The sequence below is a fragment of the Corynebacterium halotolerans genome, from assembly GCF_050107895.1.
Lineage (GTDB): Bacteria > Actinomycetota > Actinomycetes > Mycobacteriales > Mycobacteriaceae > Corynebacterium > Corynebacterium halotolerans_B.
On record NZ_JBNILW010000002.1, the window covers coordinates 43,304 to 57,835 of the forward strand.

Here is a 14,532-nt window from a genome sequence, read left to right on the forward strand (position 1 = left end):
GGCAGCGTGCTAACCTCCGGGTGTTCGTGCTGGCCAGCGCGTGGTTCGTCAGGGCACGTCATCGTCCAGCGTTCGTCACCGCCCACCGTTCGTCATCGTCCACCGTCCCGGAAGGAAGGACCAGGCGTACCAGTCTGCTGGACACGGCCACGATGTTGGTGGTCGTCGGGGGTCTGCTGATCGCCACCGCCGACTCACCCGCCTCGTTTCTCGCGGTGGTCGGCTACCTCTGCGTCGCCCTGTCGCTGGTGTCGGCGGTCACCGGTTTTCGCTCGCGCCGGGACACGGGGCGTCCACTCCCGCTGGACCCCGCCGAGCGGGACAAACTCCGTGTCACCCGGGAGCAGGATGGCCTGGTCACTGCGGTGCGTCAGTTGCGGTCGGCCCACCCGCAGCTGGGGCTGGTCGAGGCGAAACAGCTCGTGGACGGGCTCTAGATGCAGCCACCCCGGTGGGGTCCAGATGCAGCCACCCCGGTGGGGTCCAGATGCGGATCCCACCGGGGTGTTCCCGTCTCCGTGTTTTCGGTGCCGCCTACAGAATCTCCTCCGGGGCGTAGCGTGCCGCCTCCGGGTGGTTGTTGACGAGGTCCTGGATCTTGACCAGGACGCGGGAGACCTGGGATTCAGCGGCGCCGATAAAGGCCTTCTTGTCCGCCAGGGCACGGTCCAGGTCCGCCTTGCCCAGCGGCAGCCGGTCATCCGCGGCCAAGCGTTCCACCAGGTCCTGCTCGCCGCCGTTCTCACGCATGTTCAGGGCGACAGCCACCGCGTTCTCCTTGATCACCTCGTGGGCGGTCTCCCGGCCGACCCCGGCGCGCACCGCGGCCATGAGGATGCGGGTGGTGGCCAGGAAGGGCAGGTAACGCTCCAGCTCCCGGTCGATCATGGCGGGGAAGGCGCCGAACTCGTCGAGGACGGTGAGGAAGGTCTCGAACATGCCGTCGATGGCGAAGAAGGCGTCGGGCAGGGCCACCCGGCGAATGACGGAGCAGAAGACGTCGCCTTCATTCCACTGCTGGCCGGACAGGTCAGCGACCATGGTCAGGTAGCCGCGCAGGATCACCTGCAGGCCACCGACCCGCTCACAGGAGCGGGCGTTCATCTTGTGCGGCATCGCCGATGAGCCGACCTGACCCTCCTTGAAGCCCTCCGTGACGGTCTCATTGCCCGCCATCAGACGGATCGTGTGGGAGAGCGAGGAGGGGCCGGCGCCGAGCTGGACGAGCGCGGAGACGGCGTCGAAGTCCAGGGAACGGGGGTAGATCTGGCCGACGGAGTCGAAGGTCCGGGTGAATCCGAGGTGGTCCGCGATGGAGGTCTCCAGGGAGGCCAGCTTGGACTCGTTGCCGTCCATCAGGTCGAGCATGTCCTGGCTGGTGCCCATGGGTCCCTTGATGCCACGCAGCGGGTAGCGGGAGAGCAGGTTCTCCACCCGTTCGACACCGACGAGCATCTCATCGGCTGCAGAGGCGAAGCGCTTACCCAGGGTGGTGGCCTGGGCGGCCACGTTGTGGGAGCGGCCGGCCATGACGGTGTGCTGGTAGTCCCGGGCGTGCTCGCCGAGCCGGGCGATGACGGCGACGGCCTTGTCACGGATCAGCTCCAGGGAGCGGAAGATCTGCAGCTGCTCGACGTTTTCGGTGAGGTCACGGGAGGTCATGCCCTTGTGGATGTGCTCGTGCCCGGCCAGCGCATTGAATTCCTCGATGCGTGCCTTCACATCATGCCGGGTGATCTTCTCCCGCTCGGCGATGGAGCCCAGGTCCACCTGGTCGGTGACCTTCTCGTACGCCGCGATCGCCTCGGCGGGGATCTCCACCCCCAGACCCCTCTGGGCCTTCATCACGGCGATCCAGAGCTGGCGCTCCAGGACGATCTTCGCCTCGGGGCTCCAGAGTTCGGCCAGGAGCGGGGAGGCGTAACGGGAGGACAGGACATTCGCGATCTTCTTTTTCTCAGCCACGTTGCCCATTATCGCATTAGCGGGGCGGTCCCTCCCCCGTCACCGGCTGCATGGCCAGAAATTCCAGACGCGGGTCGAGGTCCCGCCCGGCGATTTCGCTGCGCGAGTAGACCTTGGTTTGGCAGGGTGACTCCGCCCGTAGCGGGGAGCAGGACGGCCTTGGTGGCCGGGACGTACTGGTCGAGCAGGTCGAGGAAGTGCTTGAACAGTCCCGTGTAGGAACCACGGAAGACGGGGCGCCCGTCACCTTGAGGTCCACGGTTTCCACGGCCCGCAGCTTCGCTTCAACCTCCGGGCCGATCTCCTCGCGGTTCAGCGTATTGGTGAAGCCCGCCATCGCGGGCCGCCACGGCGACCCGCGATGGCGACATCGTGCTGTTTCCGCAGCCGGTCGCGATCAGCTCCAGCAGTGCCCCGGTCTTCCCTCGGGTGCTGTAGCTGCCGTTGACGGTGGTGGTGCCTGGCGTACGTCCCAGTGCTTCTCCTAGTTCCCCCGGACCGCGCCGGAGTCGGGCGAGGGGGCGGCGTCGTCACGTGCGGGGGCACCGTTCCCGTCGAGGACGGCCCAGACCTTGGGCGGCGCCTCCGTCCCAGCGGTTCGATGGCCGTCAGGGAGCTCCCTGGCAACGTCTCACCGGTGCAGTCACCGACTTTCCAGCGTTCCGGCCAGGTGGTGAGGGCGGCGAGCACCACGTCGGAGATATCGTCCCCCTGCTCCTTCAGTTTCGGGTAGCGCAGGCGTGGTGGGCCGATGACCCGGACAATGATGGCGTTCCACCGTTTCCCGAGCAGATGCATCGCCGCCACGAAAGACGTGCGGACCGGGGTAACGTGTCCGCTCCGGACCGAATCGCTCGTGACAGCAAAAGAGCACGGTCACCCTGTTTTCAGAGCAGCCGTGCCAGGTCGGGAGGACCAGTTCAGCCCTTGAGGTACTCCCCGAGGCGACGGCATGCCTCCCGGGTGTCCGCTGCGGTGGCGCAGAGCGAGAAACGCACCCACTCATGGCCGTGGTGGGGGTCGAAGTCCACGCCCGGGGCCACCGCGACCCCGATCTCCTCGACCAGCTCCAGTGCCCAGGCCTCGGAGTTCTGCGTGTGCTCACCCACGTGCACCCACATGTACAGGCCGCCGTCGGGCTCGGCGAAGGTGCCCAGCCCGATCCTCGGCAGCTCCTCGACCAGCACCGCGCGGGCCTCCTCGTAGGCGGCGACGTGCTGATCCAATTCGGCCTCCGCCTCCAGGGTGAAGGCCGCCCGCCCGGCCACCTGGGAGATCGCCGGGGCACTGAGGGTCAGGGAGGCCTGGAGGTTCTCCACCGGATCGACCAGGTGGTCCGGGACAATCATCCAGCCGACCCGCCAGCCGGTCATGGAGAAGTACTTCGACAGGGTGCCGATCGTGACCGCGTTGTCCGAGTAGGCCCGGGCGGTGGCCGTGGGTCGGCTGAAGGACATGCCGTGATAGTCCTCATCCGAGATCAGCACGGCGCCGTTGTCATCGCACCACTTCGCGATCCGCTCCAGCTCCTCCGGGTCGATGATGGTGCCGGTGGGGTTGCCGGGACTGGTGACGATGACCGCCTTGGGCTTGTCCGGCAGCTCCTCCAGCATCTGCGCGGTGGGCTGGAACCGGGTGGTGTCATCGCAGACCAGGTCCACGATATTCGCCCCGAGAGCCCCCAGGATGTTGCGGTAGGCGGGATACCCCGGCGAGGAGAGCGCTACCGTGTCACCGTGGTCCAGCACCGCCAGGAACGCCGCCACGAAAGCCCCGGAGGAACCGGTGGTCACGATGACGTTGTCCGCGGTGGTCTCCACCTCATACCGGGCGGAATGCCAGTCGGCGATGCGTTCACGCAGCTCCCGGTCCCCGAGCACCTCCGTGTAACCGAGCGGGCTGGAGCGCAGCGCGATCTCCGCCTCCTCCAGCACCACGTCCGGGGCGCCGGTCACCGGCTGCCCCGCACACAGCATGATCGTCTCCTTCCCCTCCCGGCGGCGACGCTGGACCAGGTCCAGCATGCGCATGACGCGGAAGGGTTCCACCTGGCTTCGGTTGCTCAGTAACTCGGCGCTCATGGCCCCAGCTTAAGGCAGCAGTCAACCGGTGCCGGCACCACCCGTGCCCGGCGGCGGGAAACTCACCGGTGGCACAGCCGGGTGGAGAAACTAGCCGAGGGAAATCTCCCCGCGCATCGCCGGTAGGGCGATGTCGTCCCGGTGGTGCGAGCCGGGCAGGGAGATGTGCGAGAGGGTGTCGTAGGCGTTCTCGCGGGCGTCGGCCAGGCTCACGCCCTTACCGACGATGCTGAGCACCCGACCCCCGGCGGAGACCAGCTCGCCCTGCCCGTTGCGGGCGGTGCCGGCGTGCAGCACCGCGGCACCGCCCCGATCGGCGCCGGTGATGACATCCCCCTTGCGCGGAGCGGCCGGGTAGCCCTCGGCGGCGAGCACCACGGTCAGGGCGTAGCCCTCCTCCCACTCCAGCGCCGGCTGCTCGGCCAGGGTTCCGGTGGCCACGGCGTTGAGCAGGCCGGCCAGCGGGGTCTTGAGGAGCGCGAGCACGGCCTGTGTCTCCGGGTCCCCGAAACGCGCGTTGAACTCGATGACGGCCGGACCTTCCGCACCCCAGGCCACTCCCGCATAGAGCAGTCCGGAGTACGGGGTGCCGCGCCGGACCATCTCGGTGGCCACAGGCTGGCAGACCTCGGTGACGATGCGGTCCGCCGCCTCGGCGGGCAGCCACGGCAGCGGGGTGTAGGCCCCCATGCCACCGGTGTTCGGCCCCTCGTCGTTGTCATAGGCGCGCTTGTGGTCCTGGGCGGGAAGCAGCGGCACCACCGTCTCACCGTCCACCAGACAGAACAGGGAGATCTCCGGGCCGTCGAGGAAGCTCTCCAGCAGCACCGGGTTACCGGCGGCCAGCACGGCGTCGACGTGTTCGCGGGCGGTGGCCCGGTCGGTGGTGACCACCACGCCCTTGCCGGCGGCCAGACCGTCGTCCTTGACCACCCAGGTGGGACCGAAGCAGTCGAGGACGCCCTCGATCTCCTCCTCGGCGGCACCCGGGTTGAGGGCCTCGGCCTGGGCGGTCCGCACACCGGCGGACGCCATCACGTCCTTGGCGAATGCCTTGGAACCTTCGATGCGGGCGGCCGCCTGCGAGGGGCCGAATACGGCGATGCCGGCGGCGCGGAGATCATCGGCCACACCCGCGACCAGCGGGATCTCCGGACCGATGACCACGAGATCGGCGTTGATGCCTTGCGCCAGTTCAGTCACGGCCGCCGGGTCAGCGACGGAACCGAAATCGTGGTGGACGGTGGCAACTCCGGCCATGCCTGCGTTGCCGGGGGCGACGTGGAGTTCGGTGGCCGCGGGATCCTGCTGCAGAGCGAGCAGCAGGGCGTGTTCACGGGCACCGGAACCGATTACGAGGATGCGCATGGGGTTCATAGTAGCTGCCGCCGCTGTCACCGCTGCCACCCCCGGAAGCGATTGCCCCACCCCTTTTCGGAAACCCCATGGCGGGGGCTCGATGTAGCCTTTGAGACATGAGTAGCGTGTTCACGAAAATCATCAACGGTGAGCTTCCCGGCCGCTTCGTTTACCGCGATGAGCGGGTCGTGGCGTTCCTGTCCATCGAGCCCGTGGCCTACGGTCACGTGCTGATCGTGCCGGTTGAGGAGGTGGACAAGTGGACCGACCTGGACCCCAAGACCTGGCACCAGCTCAATGAGGTCGCCCAGAACATCGGGCGGGCGGTCATCTCGGTCTTCGGCTCCGAGCGGGCCGCCTACCTGATCGCCGGGTTCGAGGTTCCCCACACCCACATCCACGTCTTCCCGGCCAATGACATGTCCGGGTACAACCTCGCCACCGCGATGCCCGCCGATTCCACCGATCCGGCGAAGATGGACGGCGCCGCCGAACAGCTGCGGAACTTTCTCGAGACGGACGAGAACGGCCACCCGGTCTGAGCTGGCTGACCTGGGTGCCCTCCCGCGGCACCCTGCCGGAATTACCGCCGCTTCACGACGCCGCGCCCCAGACCCCGGTGCTCTTCCTCCATGGTGTGCTGGCCTCGCCCGGCAATTTCGGGGAGGCGATCCGGGAACTGGCCGGCGCCGGCGTCCCGGTGCTCGCGCCCGCCTACGGCAACCGCGGCACCGGTGACCTCACCGCATCCCTGGCGGAGCTGAGCGGGCTACTGGCCCGGGAACTGCCCGCAGCGGACTCCGCCTTCGACATCGTCGGGCACTCGCTGGGCGGGCTGCTGGGACTGCGGCTGGCCCACCACTTCCCCGGCCGGGTACGCACCCTGGTCGGCGTCGGCGCCGCGTGGCGCGGAGTGCCGCTCGCACCCGGCCGGCGTGGTCGGATCATCCGCGGCGCTCTCGGGTTAGTCGGTGGCCCGGCCTACCGGCAACTGCTGCTCACTGCCCCACTGGAAGCCACCGCACCGTACCGCACGCGCGTGGTGTCACTGGTTTCCGACGCCGACCGCATCATCCCGCCCGCGACCGCCTCCCTCGGTGAGGTGCGGATGTTGCGCGGGGTGGCCCATGAACACCTGCCCCAGCAGTCGGCACCGATCCTCGAAGCCCTGGACTGGCGGCCCTGACCCGCACGGTTAGTCCGGGTAGCGGGGCAGACGGATGAAGAAGGACGTCCCCTCCCCGGCCTGGCTGCGCACGGAGATGGTGCCGCCGTGCTGGTCGATCAGTGATTTCACGATGGCCAGGCCCAGTCCGGATCCGCCGGAGACCCGCGAGCGGGAGGAGTCCTCCCGGTAGAAGCGATCGAAGATGTGGTTGGCCACGTCCGGTTCCATGCCGCGGCCGTCATCGCGGACCTCGGTGACCACCGCGTCGTCGTCAATGGTGAACCGCAGGGTCACCACTGTCACCGGGCCACCGTGCACCAGGCCGTTGATGACGAGGTTGAGCAGCACCTGGTGCAGCTTTCCCGGGTCACCGTGGACCACCGGAATCGAGGATGTGTCGTTGACCACGCGCACCTCGCGACCCGGGTAGGCCGCCCGCGCGGAGCCGGCGACGTTCAACCCCAGTTCCAGCAGGTCGACGGCCCGCTTCTCAAGCTTCGCCCCCTCCGCCCGGGTCAGCGCCAGCAGGTCCTCGACCAGCACACTCATGCGCCGGGACTCATCGTCGATCTTGGTCAACACCCGGTCCACGTCCTGGGTCGCCCCGGAACGGTAGAGCTCGGTGTAGCCTCGCACCGAGGTCAGCGGGGTCCGCAGCTCGTGGGAGGCGTCGCCGACGAAGCGGCGCATCTGCTCCTCCTTGTTCTGCGCCGTCTCGATCGAGACCTGGAGCTGCTCCAGCATGATGTTCAGGGCATAGGCGAGCTGGCCGACCTCCGTCTGCGTCGGCCACTGCGGCACACGGCGGTCCAGGTCGCCGGCGGCGATCCCCCGGGCCGTCTGTTCGACCTCCCGCAGCGGCCGTAGGGCACGCCGGATCAGGTAGTAGCCCAACGCCGCCATGACCGCCAGCACCAGCAGGCTGATGGTCAACAGGGACAGGTTCAGTCCGCGCAGCAGCTGGTCCTCCCGGTCCAGGTCCTTGGCCACCACGGTGATGCTGCCGCCCTCCGTGGTCGCCAGCGCACGCCAGCGGGCGTCATGCCCGGACTCATCGGTGGAGCGGACCGTCTGCGGGGAATCACCGACCTTCAACGAGGAGACGTCAGGGATCGTGCCGCGGTCATTGTAGATGACCGCGCTGCCGTCGGGATGGAACTTCAGCACCACGAATTCGGTCGGCGGACGGGTCCCGCGCTGCTCGCCGCGGAAGAGTTCCGCGCTGCTCGCCCAGCCGTCCACCGCGCTGTGGAGGTCATCGTCGATGCGGGAGTAGACCACCTCGCTCATGATGGTGGACACTGCGATGCTGCTGGCGCCCAGCCCCAGCCCGGAGATGGAGATGATCAACACGACCAACCAGGTGCGCAGCGGGATGGTCCGGCTGACAGAGAAGCGGCGGCGGGTGTTCCCCCGGGTGGCCCGGGTGCTCCCGGCCGCCTCCTGCCCCGCCGGGGCCTCAGAACCGGGCGGCGGATCCGAAACCGTGGGGCCTACGGGTGTTCCCGTTCCCCCGGGCAGGGAATGACCTGCATAAGGGTTTGGCTGGGTGTTGTCAGGCATCGCAGCTTTCCGGTCGAGTTACATCAGTGTCAAGGGCGGCAGGTGAGGTGCGGCGACGTACTGCGCCCGGGCTTCGGGTGCCACCTCCGGCCGCCGGGCTCAGCCGCGCGGGGTGCGCAGCACGTAGCCGACGCCGCGGACCGTCTGGATCAGCGGGTTGTCACCGACATCGATCTTGCGGCGCAGGTAGGAAATGTAGGACTCCACCACATTGCCGTCGCCGCCGAAGTCGTAGTGCCACACGTTGTCCAGGATCTTGGCCTTGGAGAGCACCACCTCGGCGTTGAGCATCAGGTAACGCAGCAGATTGAACTCGGTGGGCGACAGCTCCACGATCTCCCCGGCCTTGGTCACCTCGTGGGTCTCGTCGTTCAGGGTCAGGTCCGCATAGGTGATGGTGGCGTCATCCTCGAAGTCCTCCCGGGGCTGCCCACGGCGCAGAATCACCCGCAGGCGGGTGATGACCTCCTCCAGGGAGAACGGCTTGGTCACGTAGTCATCGGCCCCGATCGTCAACCCGTGGATGCGGTGTTCCACGGCGTCCTTGGCGGTGAGATAGAGGACCGGCCCGTCCAGACCGTCGGCGCGCAGCTTGCTGAGCAGCTCGAACCCGTCCATGCCGGGCATCATCACGTCGAGGATGAAGGCGTCCGGCCGGAATTCCCGGGCGATCTGCATCGCCTCGGCACCGGACTGTGCGGTGCGCACCTCAAAACCCTGGAACTTGAGGCTCACGGTCAGCAGCTCGACGATATTGGGTTCATCGTCGACCACCAGCACCTTCACGCCCTTGTCAGTCATCTCGTCCATGCTCTGCCACTTCCTTCTCCAGCTTGATTCCATTGTGTCCGGGGTCCCCGTCGCTGGCCCGGCGGTGCCGGGAGCCTGCCCTGGTGGTCCTACGCTGAGCGACCGGTCGCTGATGCCGAATCCTGTTCCCGGTGGACGCCGCCCGCAGTGGCACCCAAACTTCTCAACACGAGTAAACCTCACCGCGCTGCCCCGGGGCTGGGCGGATCCTGAAAGTTGCCTGTCAGGTACGCGTAGAGCGCCCGGGGCAGGCTCCGGGGCAGGCGGGGCCACTGGTGTGTGATGTGACCGAACCGTGATTGAGCGTTCACCTGGAATTAGTACACACGTTCGAAAAAGTGAGTTAAAGTAGGGAGCACCAGGGGGAATAGGTCAGAGGGGGTCGTCCGGATCATGGACATCGGGGAGCACGTTGCTGCGATCGAGCATCATCTGTCCGCGATCGCGGACACCTTCGCGGAGCCCACAGCCGGACTCTTCACCGCCAACGCCGCCGCCATCCGTTCTCTCGAGCAGGCCTGCAACCTGAAGGCGGACATCGACGCCGCCATAGCCTACGCCGCGGACAAGGCCAACGCGGGGGATCGCGTCGGCTCCTCCCGTACCGTCGATTATCTGATGAAGGAGCTGGGACTCTCCTTCCCCGAGGCGCAGTCACGCCTCAAGCTCGGCCATCATTACCACGGGCGAATCAGACCTCCGGAGCCTGAGCCGGAACCAGAACCGGAACCCGAGGCGGACGACACCAGCGAAGAGGAGCGCCGACGAGCGGAGGAAGAGCGCCACCGTGCAGCCGAGGAACGCCGTCGGCTGGAGGCCGAGCGGATCCGCCGCGACGAGGAGATCCGCGCCCGGGCGCGTGAGCAGGCGAGGAAAAAGCGCATCGGTCCGGAGAAGCTCGGCATCGTCAACCGCGAGCTGGACAAACTCAACAACCAGGCCGCTCACCTCCGGCATGAACTGTTTGGGCTGGCCATCACGGAGGCCCATCAGCGGTTGGCCGACGATCTACGGGAGTGGATACGCAACCGGGTCATCCGGGCCAACCGGAACAACCATGATCCCCACGCCGCCTTCAAGAACCGGAAACTGACACTGGGCCGCCAAGACGCTGACGGCGGGGCCACCCTCTCCGGTTATCTCACCGGCGACGTCCTCGCCCTGATGGAGGCGGCCTTGGCCCCGGCGCGCACCGCCGGGCATCTTGTCGACGACCCGTCGGTGCAGGACACCCGCAGCATCACCCAACGCCGGCACGACGCCCTGGGCGCCATCCTGAAGAACCACAGCGCGAAGACCCTGGCCCGCACCGGGGTAGCCACGGTGGTGGTCAGCATGTCCGCCAAGGACATTGACGAGATGACCGAATCCGATGTGGACCACCGCTACCCCACCAACACCAGCGCGATGCTCACTCCCGGCGAGATTCTCCGGCTAGGTGCCACGAAGTACAACTACGTGGTGGTCCACGACTCCGAGACCGGCAACCCGCTCAATGTGGGCCGGACTGAACGCCTGGCCACCGTTGAACAACGCATCGCCCTGCTGGCTACCCAGCTGGTGTGCACCGATCCTGATTGCACCGCCCCGTTCTGTGAGTGCGAGATCCACCACATCAAGTCCTGGCAGCAGAAGGGGGAAACCGACATCTGGAATCTGGCGGCCCTCTGCAGACCCCACCACGGCGACAACCGTGACGAACGTGACGGCCGCCAGTTCCGGGGTCACGCTGAACGCGATCCGGTCACCCAACGAGTGGGAAAGCGGCCACCGGGCAGGCCTGGGAACCCGGATCCGGCGGTCCGGGTGAACAACACCGAACGTCAGGAACACTCCGGCGGTGCGAAAGTCCGCAACCAACCCTGGCCTGACAAGAGGGCACCTACCGCCTCCGGAAAGAAACCCGGTACGGGAGAGCCACCGAGTACGGGGGAGCCGTTCAACGCGGTTAGGGCTACCGGCATGGGCGAGCCAACTCCTTCCGGGCCGTCTTCACCGCCAACACCGGTGCTCTCCTTCGATGAGATGCCGCCCGGGCCACCGCCCCCGCACCTCAGCCACGAGTTCGGTACCAGCAGACCTCGGCGCCCCATGCAGGACCATTCGCGACAACCACCCGAACAACCACCGCTGTTCCCACTCAACGGGACAGGATGACCCCGCCCCGTCAGGTGTCTCGCAATCGCGGCTGCCCACCCGACGGGGTACCGGCATGCGCCCTGGCACTGAACGGTTCGGGTGCCACAGTGTCTGCGGATGCATCTGAGGGACTCTCACCAGCATATTTTCTACTGGTATGGTCTTCTCCCGATGAATAATGACCACCAGCCTCCGCGGGATCACCAGCCGGCGCTCGCCCGCGAGATCGAGGTCTCCGGCGAGCACGAGGGACGGCGCCTCGACAAGTACCTCCGCGCCGAACTCAAGGGCGTTCCCGCGTCGCTGCTTTTCCGGCTGCTGCGCAAGGGCAAGGTACGTGTCAACGATCGACGCGCCCAGCCCAACTACCGTCTTGAGGCGGGTGATGTTCTCCGGTTGCCACCCATGCAGGTGCAGGCGGATCTGCCCCCGCCGACACTTTCCAGGTCTCTTCTGCAACGCATCGACCAGTCGGTGGTTCATGAGGACGAACGACTGCTGATCATCAACAAGCCGGCCGATGTCGCCGTCCACGTCGGAACCGGGGTCTCCGGCGGGGTGATCGAAGCACTACGCCAGTTACGTCCCGAGTTGCCTGATCTGGAACTGGTGCACCGGCTCGACCGGGACACCTCCGGGCTGCTGATCGTCGCGAAGACCCCCTCGATACTGCGCCACCTGCAACAGCTGTTGCGTGAGGAGGGCTCTCTGGACCGCCGCTACCTGGCATTGGTCCACGGATCCTGGCCCGACCGTCTCCGCCACGTGGACGCCGCCCTCCAACGCACCGACACCGGAGTCAGGGTGGGACCCGATGGCCAGGACTCGCTGACCCGGTTTTCGGTCCGCCGCCGCATTGGCGAGGATGCCACGCTGGTCCAGGCGCAGTTGGTGACCGGAAGAAAACACCAGATCAGGGTGCACGCCCAGTACAGCGGTCATCCGATCGCCGGCGACCCGAAGTACGGTGACGAGAGGTTCAACCAGCAGCTGCAGCGTCTCGGTGCGCCGCAGATGTTCCTGCACGCCAGCGAGCTGCGCATCCCCCTGCCCGAGGGCGACACTCTGAAGGTGACGGCCCCGATGCCACCGGCCTGGGACCGGGTGCTGCACCGGTTGAAAACCGGTGGCAGCAGGGACAGAAACCCGGACGGGGACAAGAGCAGGGGCCGGAACAAGAACCAGAATCAGAGCAAGGACAACCAGCTCAACGGCAGAAAGCCCCGCGGCGCCCGCCCCGCTCGGCCGAAGGCGACAACCCCCGGCAACGCCCGCCGCGACCGCAACTCAGGCAGTGGCGACTCAAGCAGCCGCGCCTCCCGGGGAAGCACCCCGCACAACGGGCATCCCGCCCGTGATGCCCGAGGCGGCAACAGTCCTCGTGGCGGCGACCGCCGGAACGTTGAGTCGCAGCGGCCACGCCGGCCCCGCCGCCGCAGGTAACAGGCCGGGCCAGGTGACAACCCCGGCAAGGTAACAACCCCGGCCAGTCCCCCAGGAGCTGTCACACGTTGCGGCCCCGGGCGGCTACCTGCCAGGCGTCGGTCACGGCACCGTCCTCGGTGACCAGTACCTCATCAACGAGATTGAGCACGGGGCAGACGTGGTTGGGAATCACGGCGAGCTGCTCACCGAGGTCCGGCAGCGGTACCGGATCGGGCCATTCCACGGTGGCGTGGTGTTCGGACAGGGCACTGACCCGGGCGTCGGGAACACCGGCGATGCGGGCGAACCCACTGGCCCACGCGGGGCGGTCGGAACCGACGATCTTGGAACCGGAGTCCAGTACCACCACCCCGGCGCGGCGGCTGACCACGGTGGCGGCGATGTGGAGGGCGATGTCCGTCCAGTCGCAGCGGCCGAGTTCCAGTTGCTGGGCGTCGTTGAACACGTAGACGCCGGGACGGATTTCGGTGGCGCCGTGGCTGCCGGTCAACAGGGCCGAGGGCGTGGAACCACCGGAGAGCACAGGGTCCGTTACCCCGAGGTCGGCGAGGATCTGCGCGGCGTCGGCAAGCGTGCTCCGTTCATCTCCGGCTGCGCCCCGTGATCCGTCGGGGGCGTAGCTGTGGCCCGGGAAGGTGAACACTCCCCGTACCTTGAGGCCGGCCTCCCGCACGGCACGGGTGATGACGGGGAGCTGGTCCACGGTGGTGCCGGAGCGGTGGTGCCCGGAGTCCAGCTCCACCAGCACCCCGACGTCGTCCAGTCCCCGTCGGGACAGGTTCATCGCGCCCGCCGCTGAGTCCACGCCGATGGTCACGCGGGCGCGCTCGGCCACTGCCCGCAACCGGGCGGTCTTGCGGTCGGTCAGCCACAGCGGGTAGGCGATGAAGATGTCATTTACCCCGGCTTCTGCGAAGACCTCCGCCTCGCCGATGGTGGCCACGGTGAGGCCCGTGACCCCGGCCGCCAACTGTAGCCGGGCGATCTCGGTGATCTTGTGGGTCTTGGCGTGGGGACGCAGCGAAAGACCGTGGGTGCCCGCGAACTCCGCCATCGCGGCGATGTTGCGTTCCAGGCGTCCACGGTCGATCACTACTGCCGGGGTCTCCACGTCTGCGGGGATGAGAGTCATGCCAGCCAGCGTAGATGCCGCTACTCCCATTCGACGTTCGTCAGGTCCACCCCGTCCTTTTCCGCCTTGGCCTCCACCAGCCGGAGCAGGTAGTCGGCGCGGCCCCGGTAGGTTTCGTTGAACCGCTCATCGGCCACGTACATCCGGGCCAGCAGCACCTGTTTTGCGGGGGTGACCGGATACCACTGGCCGATCTGCGCGCGGTGGCGCAGGGCGAGCTGGTCCCCCTCCTCGCTGCCGGCGGCCACGCCGCGGGACTGGGCGTCAGCGAGTGCCGCGTTGAAGGCGTCCATCTCCTCCTTGACCGCGACCCAGTCTTCCCTGGTCATCTTCTGCTGGATCTTCTGGGACTGCTCCCACTCCGGGGTGTCGCCCCAGCGCTGCTCTGCCTCTTCCTGGTAGCCGGGCAGGTCCTGGCCGAACAGCTCGACCTTTTCCGCCATGCTCATCTCGTCGCTCATCTCGTCCTCCTGTGCAAGCAACTCATCCACTGCCCGGACCATCCGGTGCAGATGACCGATCTTGTCCACCAGCAGCTCCCGCTGCCGCCGCAGGTGCTCGCCGGCTGCGGCCGGGGCAGCCAGCAGCTCCGCGATCTCCTTCAGCGGCACCCCGGCCGAGCGGTACACCAGGATCTGCAGGGCGCGTTCGACGTCGGCACCGGTGTAGAGGCGGTAATCGCCCCAGGTCCGGTAGCCGGGTTGCAGCAGCCCGATCTGGTCCCAGTGCCGCAGCGTCCGGGTGGTCACGCCGAGTAGTTCGGCGGCCTCCCCGATCGTGCGGTCGGGTTCGGTGCGGCGGTGGTTCATCTGCTCGATCACAGTGCTGAGTCTGAGCCATGACGCAGCGTCAAGGTCAATAGCTTCCGG

The 14,532-nt window shown here is 67.6% G+C and carries 12 protein-coding genes; 5 read left to right on the forward strand and 7 right to left on the reverse strand.

Annotated elements, in window-relative coordinates; translation table 11 throughout:
- The first annotated feature begins 26 nt into the window (after window positions 1-26).
- Window positions 27-437 (forward strand): hypothetical protein, encoded by a 411-nt coding sequence (locus ACQCVD_RS02525; RefSeq protein ID WP_426822129.1) that lies wholly within the window; start codon window positions 27-29, stop codon window positions 435-437.
- 97 nt (window positions 438-534) lie between these two features.
- On the opposite strand, the gene purB is transcribed toward ACQCVD_RS02525, so the two are convergent.
- From purB to purD, 3 genes are all read right to left on the reverse strand, one after another.
- Complete coding sequence (purB, locus tag ACQCVD_RS02530; RefSeq protein WP_426822130.1) at window positions 535-1,974, reverse strand: adenylosuccinate lyase; 1,440 nt, start codon at window positions 1,972-1,974, stop codon at window positions 535-537.
- A gap of 911 nt (window positions 1,975-2,885) precedes the next feature.
- Window positions 2,886-3,995 carry a pyridoxal phosphate-dependent aminotransferase gene (locus tag ACQCVD_RS02535; protein ID WP_426822381.1) on the reverse strand — a complete coding sequence of 370 codons (1,110 nt, stop codon included), beginning with the start codon at window positions 3,993-3,995 and terminating at the stop codon, window positions 2,886-2,888.
- A 141-nt stretch (window positions 3,996-4,136) separates the two neighbouring features.
- Window positions 4,137-5,414, reverse strand: coding sequence for a phosphoribosylamine--glycine ligase (purD, locus tag ACQCVD_RS02540; protein ID WP_426822131.1), 1,278 nt, complete (start codon window positions 5,412-5,414; stop codon window positions 4,137-4,139).
- Between the two features lie 107 nt (window positions 5,415-5,521).
- Between purD and ACQCVD_RS02545 the strand changes: the two genes are divergently transcribed.
- Both ACQCVD_RS02545 and ACQCVD_RS02550 read left to right on the forward strand, forming a co-directional pair.
- On the forward strand, window positions 5,522-5,947 hold the full coding sequence (locus tag ACQCVD_RS02545; protein ID WP_426822132.1) for an HIT family protein: 426 nt from the start codon (window positions 5,522-5,524) through the stop codon (window positions 5,945-5,947).
- A 14-nt stretch (window positions 5,948-5,961) separates the two neighbouring features.
- Window positions 5,962-6,591 (forward strand): esterase/lipase family protein, encoded by a 630-nt coding sequence (locus ACQCVD_RS02550; RefSeq protein ID WP_426822133.1) that lies wholly within the window; start codon window positions 5,962-5,964, stop codon window positions 6,589-6,591.
- A gap of 9 nt (window positions 6,592-6,600) precedes the next feature.
- Here ACQCVD_RS02550 and ACQCVD_RS02555 read toward each other — a convergent pair whose 3' ends face one another.
- Together ACQCVD_RS02555 and ACQCVD_RS02560 are read right to left on the reverse strand one after the other, a co-directional pair.
- The gene (locus tag ACQCVD_RS02555) at window positions 6,601-8,136 is read right to left on the reverse strand and encodes a sensor histidine kinase (RefSeq protein ID WP_426822134.1); all 1,536 of its coding nucleotides are present in this window, start codon (window positions 8,134-8,136) and stop codon (window positions 6,601-6,603) included.
- Window positions 8,137-8,235: 99 nt separating this feature from the next.
- The gene (locus tag ACQCVD_RS02560; RefSeq protein WP_426822135.1) at window positions 8,236-8,946 is read right to left on the reverse strand and encodes a response regulator transcription factor; all 711 of its coding nucleotides are present in this window, start codon (window positions 8,944-8,946) and stop codon (window positions 8,236-8,238) included.
- Window positions 8,947-9,339: 393 nt separating this feature from the next.
- Between ACQCVD_RS02560 and ACQCVD_RS02565 the strand changes: the two genes are divergently transcribed.
- Window positions 9,340-11,103: a DUF222 domain-containing protein gene (locus ACQCVD_RS02565; RefSeq protein WP_426822136.1), complete on the forward strand. Its 1,764-nt coding sequence runs from the start codon at window positions 9,340-9,342 to the stop codon at window positions 11,101-11,103.
- A gap of 153 nt (window positions 11,104-11,256) precedes the next feature.
- On the forward strand, window positions 11,257-12,528 hold the full coding sequence (locus ACQCVD_RS02570) for an RluA family pseudouridine synthase (RefSeq protein WP_426822137.1): 1,272 nt from the start codon (window positions 11,257-11,259) through the stop codon (window positions 12,526-12,528).
- 61 nt (window positions 12,529-12,589) lie between these two features.
- On the opposite strand, the gene ACQCVD_RS02575 is transcribed toward ACQCVD_RS02570, so the two are convergent.
- Both ACQCVD_RS02575 and ACQCVD_RS02580 read right to left on the reverse strand, forming a co-directional pair.
- Entirely contained in the window at window positions 12,590-13,663 is a 1,074-nt protein-coding gene (locus ACQCVD_RS02575) for an alanine racemase (RefSeq protein WP_426822138.1), read from the reverse strand.
- 20 nt (window positions 13,664-13,683) lie between these two features.
- Entirely contained in the window at window positions 13,684-14,472 is a 789-nt protein-coding gene (locus ACQCVD_RS02580; RefSeq protein WP_426822383.1) for a MerR family transcriptional regulator, read from the reverse strand.
- Window positions 14,473-14,532: the final 60 nt, after the last annotated feature.

Bases quoted from the DNA above. Each gene is read 5' to 3' on its own strand.
- ACQCVD_RS02560 (WP_426822135.1), bottom strand. From the start codon at position 8,946: ATGGACGAGATGACTGACAAGGGCGTGAAGGTGCTGGTGGTCGACGAT.
- ACQCVD_RS02535 (WP_426822381.1), bottom strand. From the start codon at position 3,995: ATGCGCATGCTGGACCTGGTCCAGCGTCGCCGCCGGGAGGGGAAGGAG.
- ACQCVD_RS02565 (WP_426822136.1), top strand. From the start codon at position 9,340: ATGGACATCGGGGAGCACGTTGCTGCGATCGAGCATCATCTGTCCGCG.
- purB (WP_426822130.1), bottom strand. From the start codon at position 1,974: ATGGGCAACGTGGCTGAGAAAAAGAAGATCGCGAATGTCCTGTCCTCC.
- ACQCVD_RS02575 (WP_426822138.1), bottom strand. From the start codon at position 13,663: ATGACTCTCATCCCCGCAGACGTGGAGACCCCGGCAGTAGTGATCGAC.
- purD (WP_426822131.1), bottom strand. From the start codon at position 5,414: ATGCGCATCCTCGTAATCGGTTCCGGTGCCCGTGAACACGCCCTGCTG.
- ACQCVD_RS02555 (WP_426822134.1), bottom strand. From the start codon at position 8,136: ATGCCTGACAACACCCAGCCAAACCCTTATGCAGGTCATTCCCTGCCC.
- ACQCVD_RS02545 (WP_426822132.1), top strand. From the start codon at position 5,522: ATGAGTAGCGTGTTCACGAAAATCATCAACGGTGAGCTTCCCGGCCGC.
- ACQCVD_RS02580 (WP_426822383.1), bottom strand. From the start codon at position 14,472: ATGAACCACCGCCGCACCGAACCCGACCGCACGATCGGGGAGGCCGCC.
- ACQCVD_RS02570 (WP_426822137.1), top strand. From the start codon at position 11,257: ATGAATAATGACCACCAGCCTCCGCGGGATCACCAGCCGGCGCTCGCC.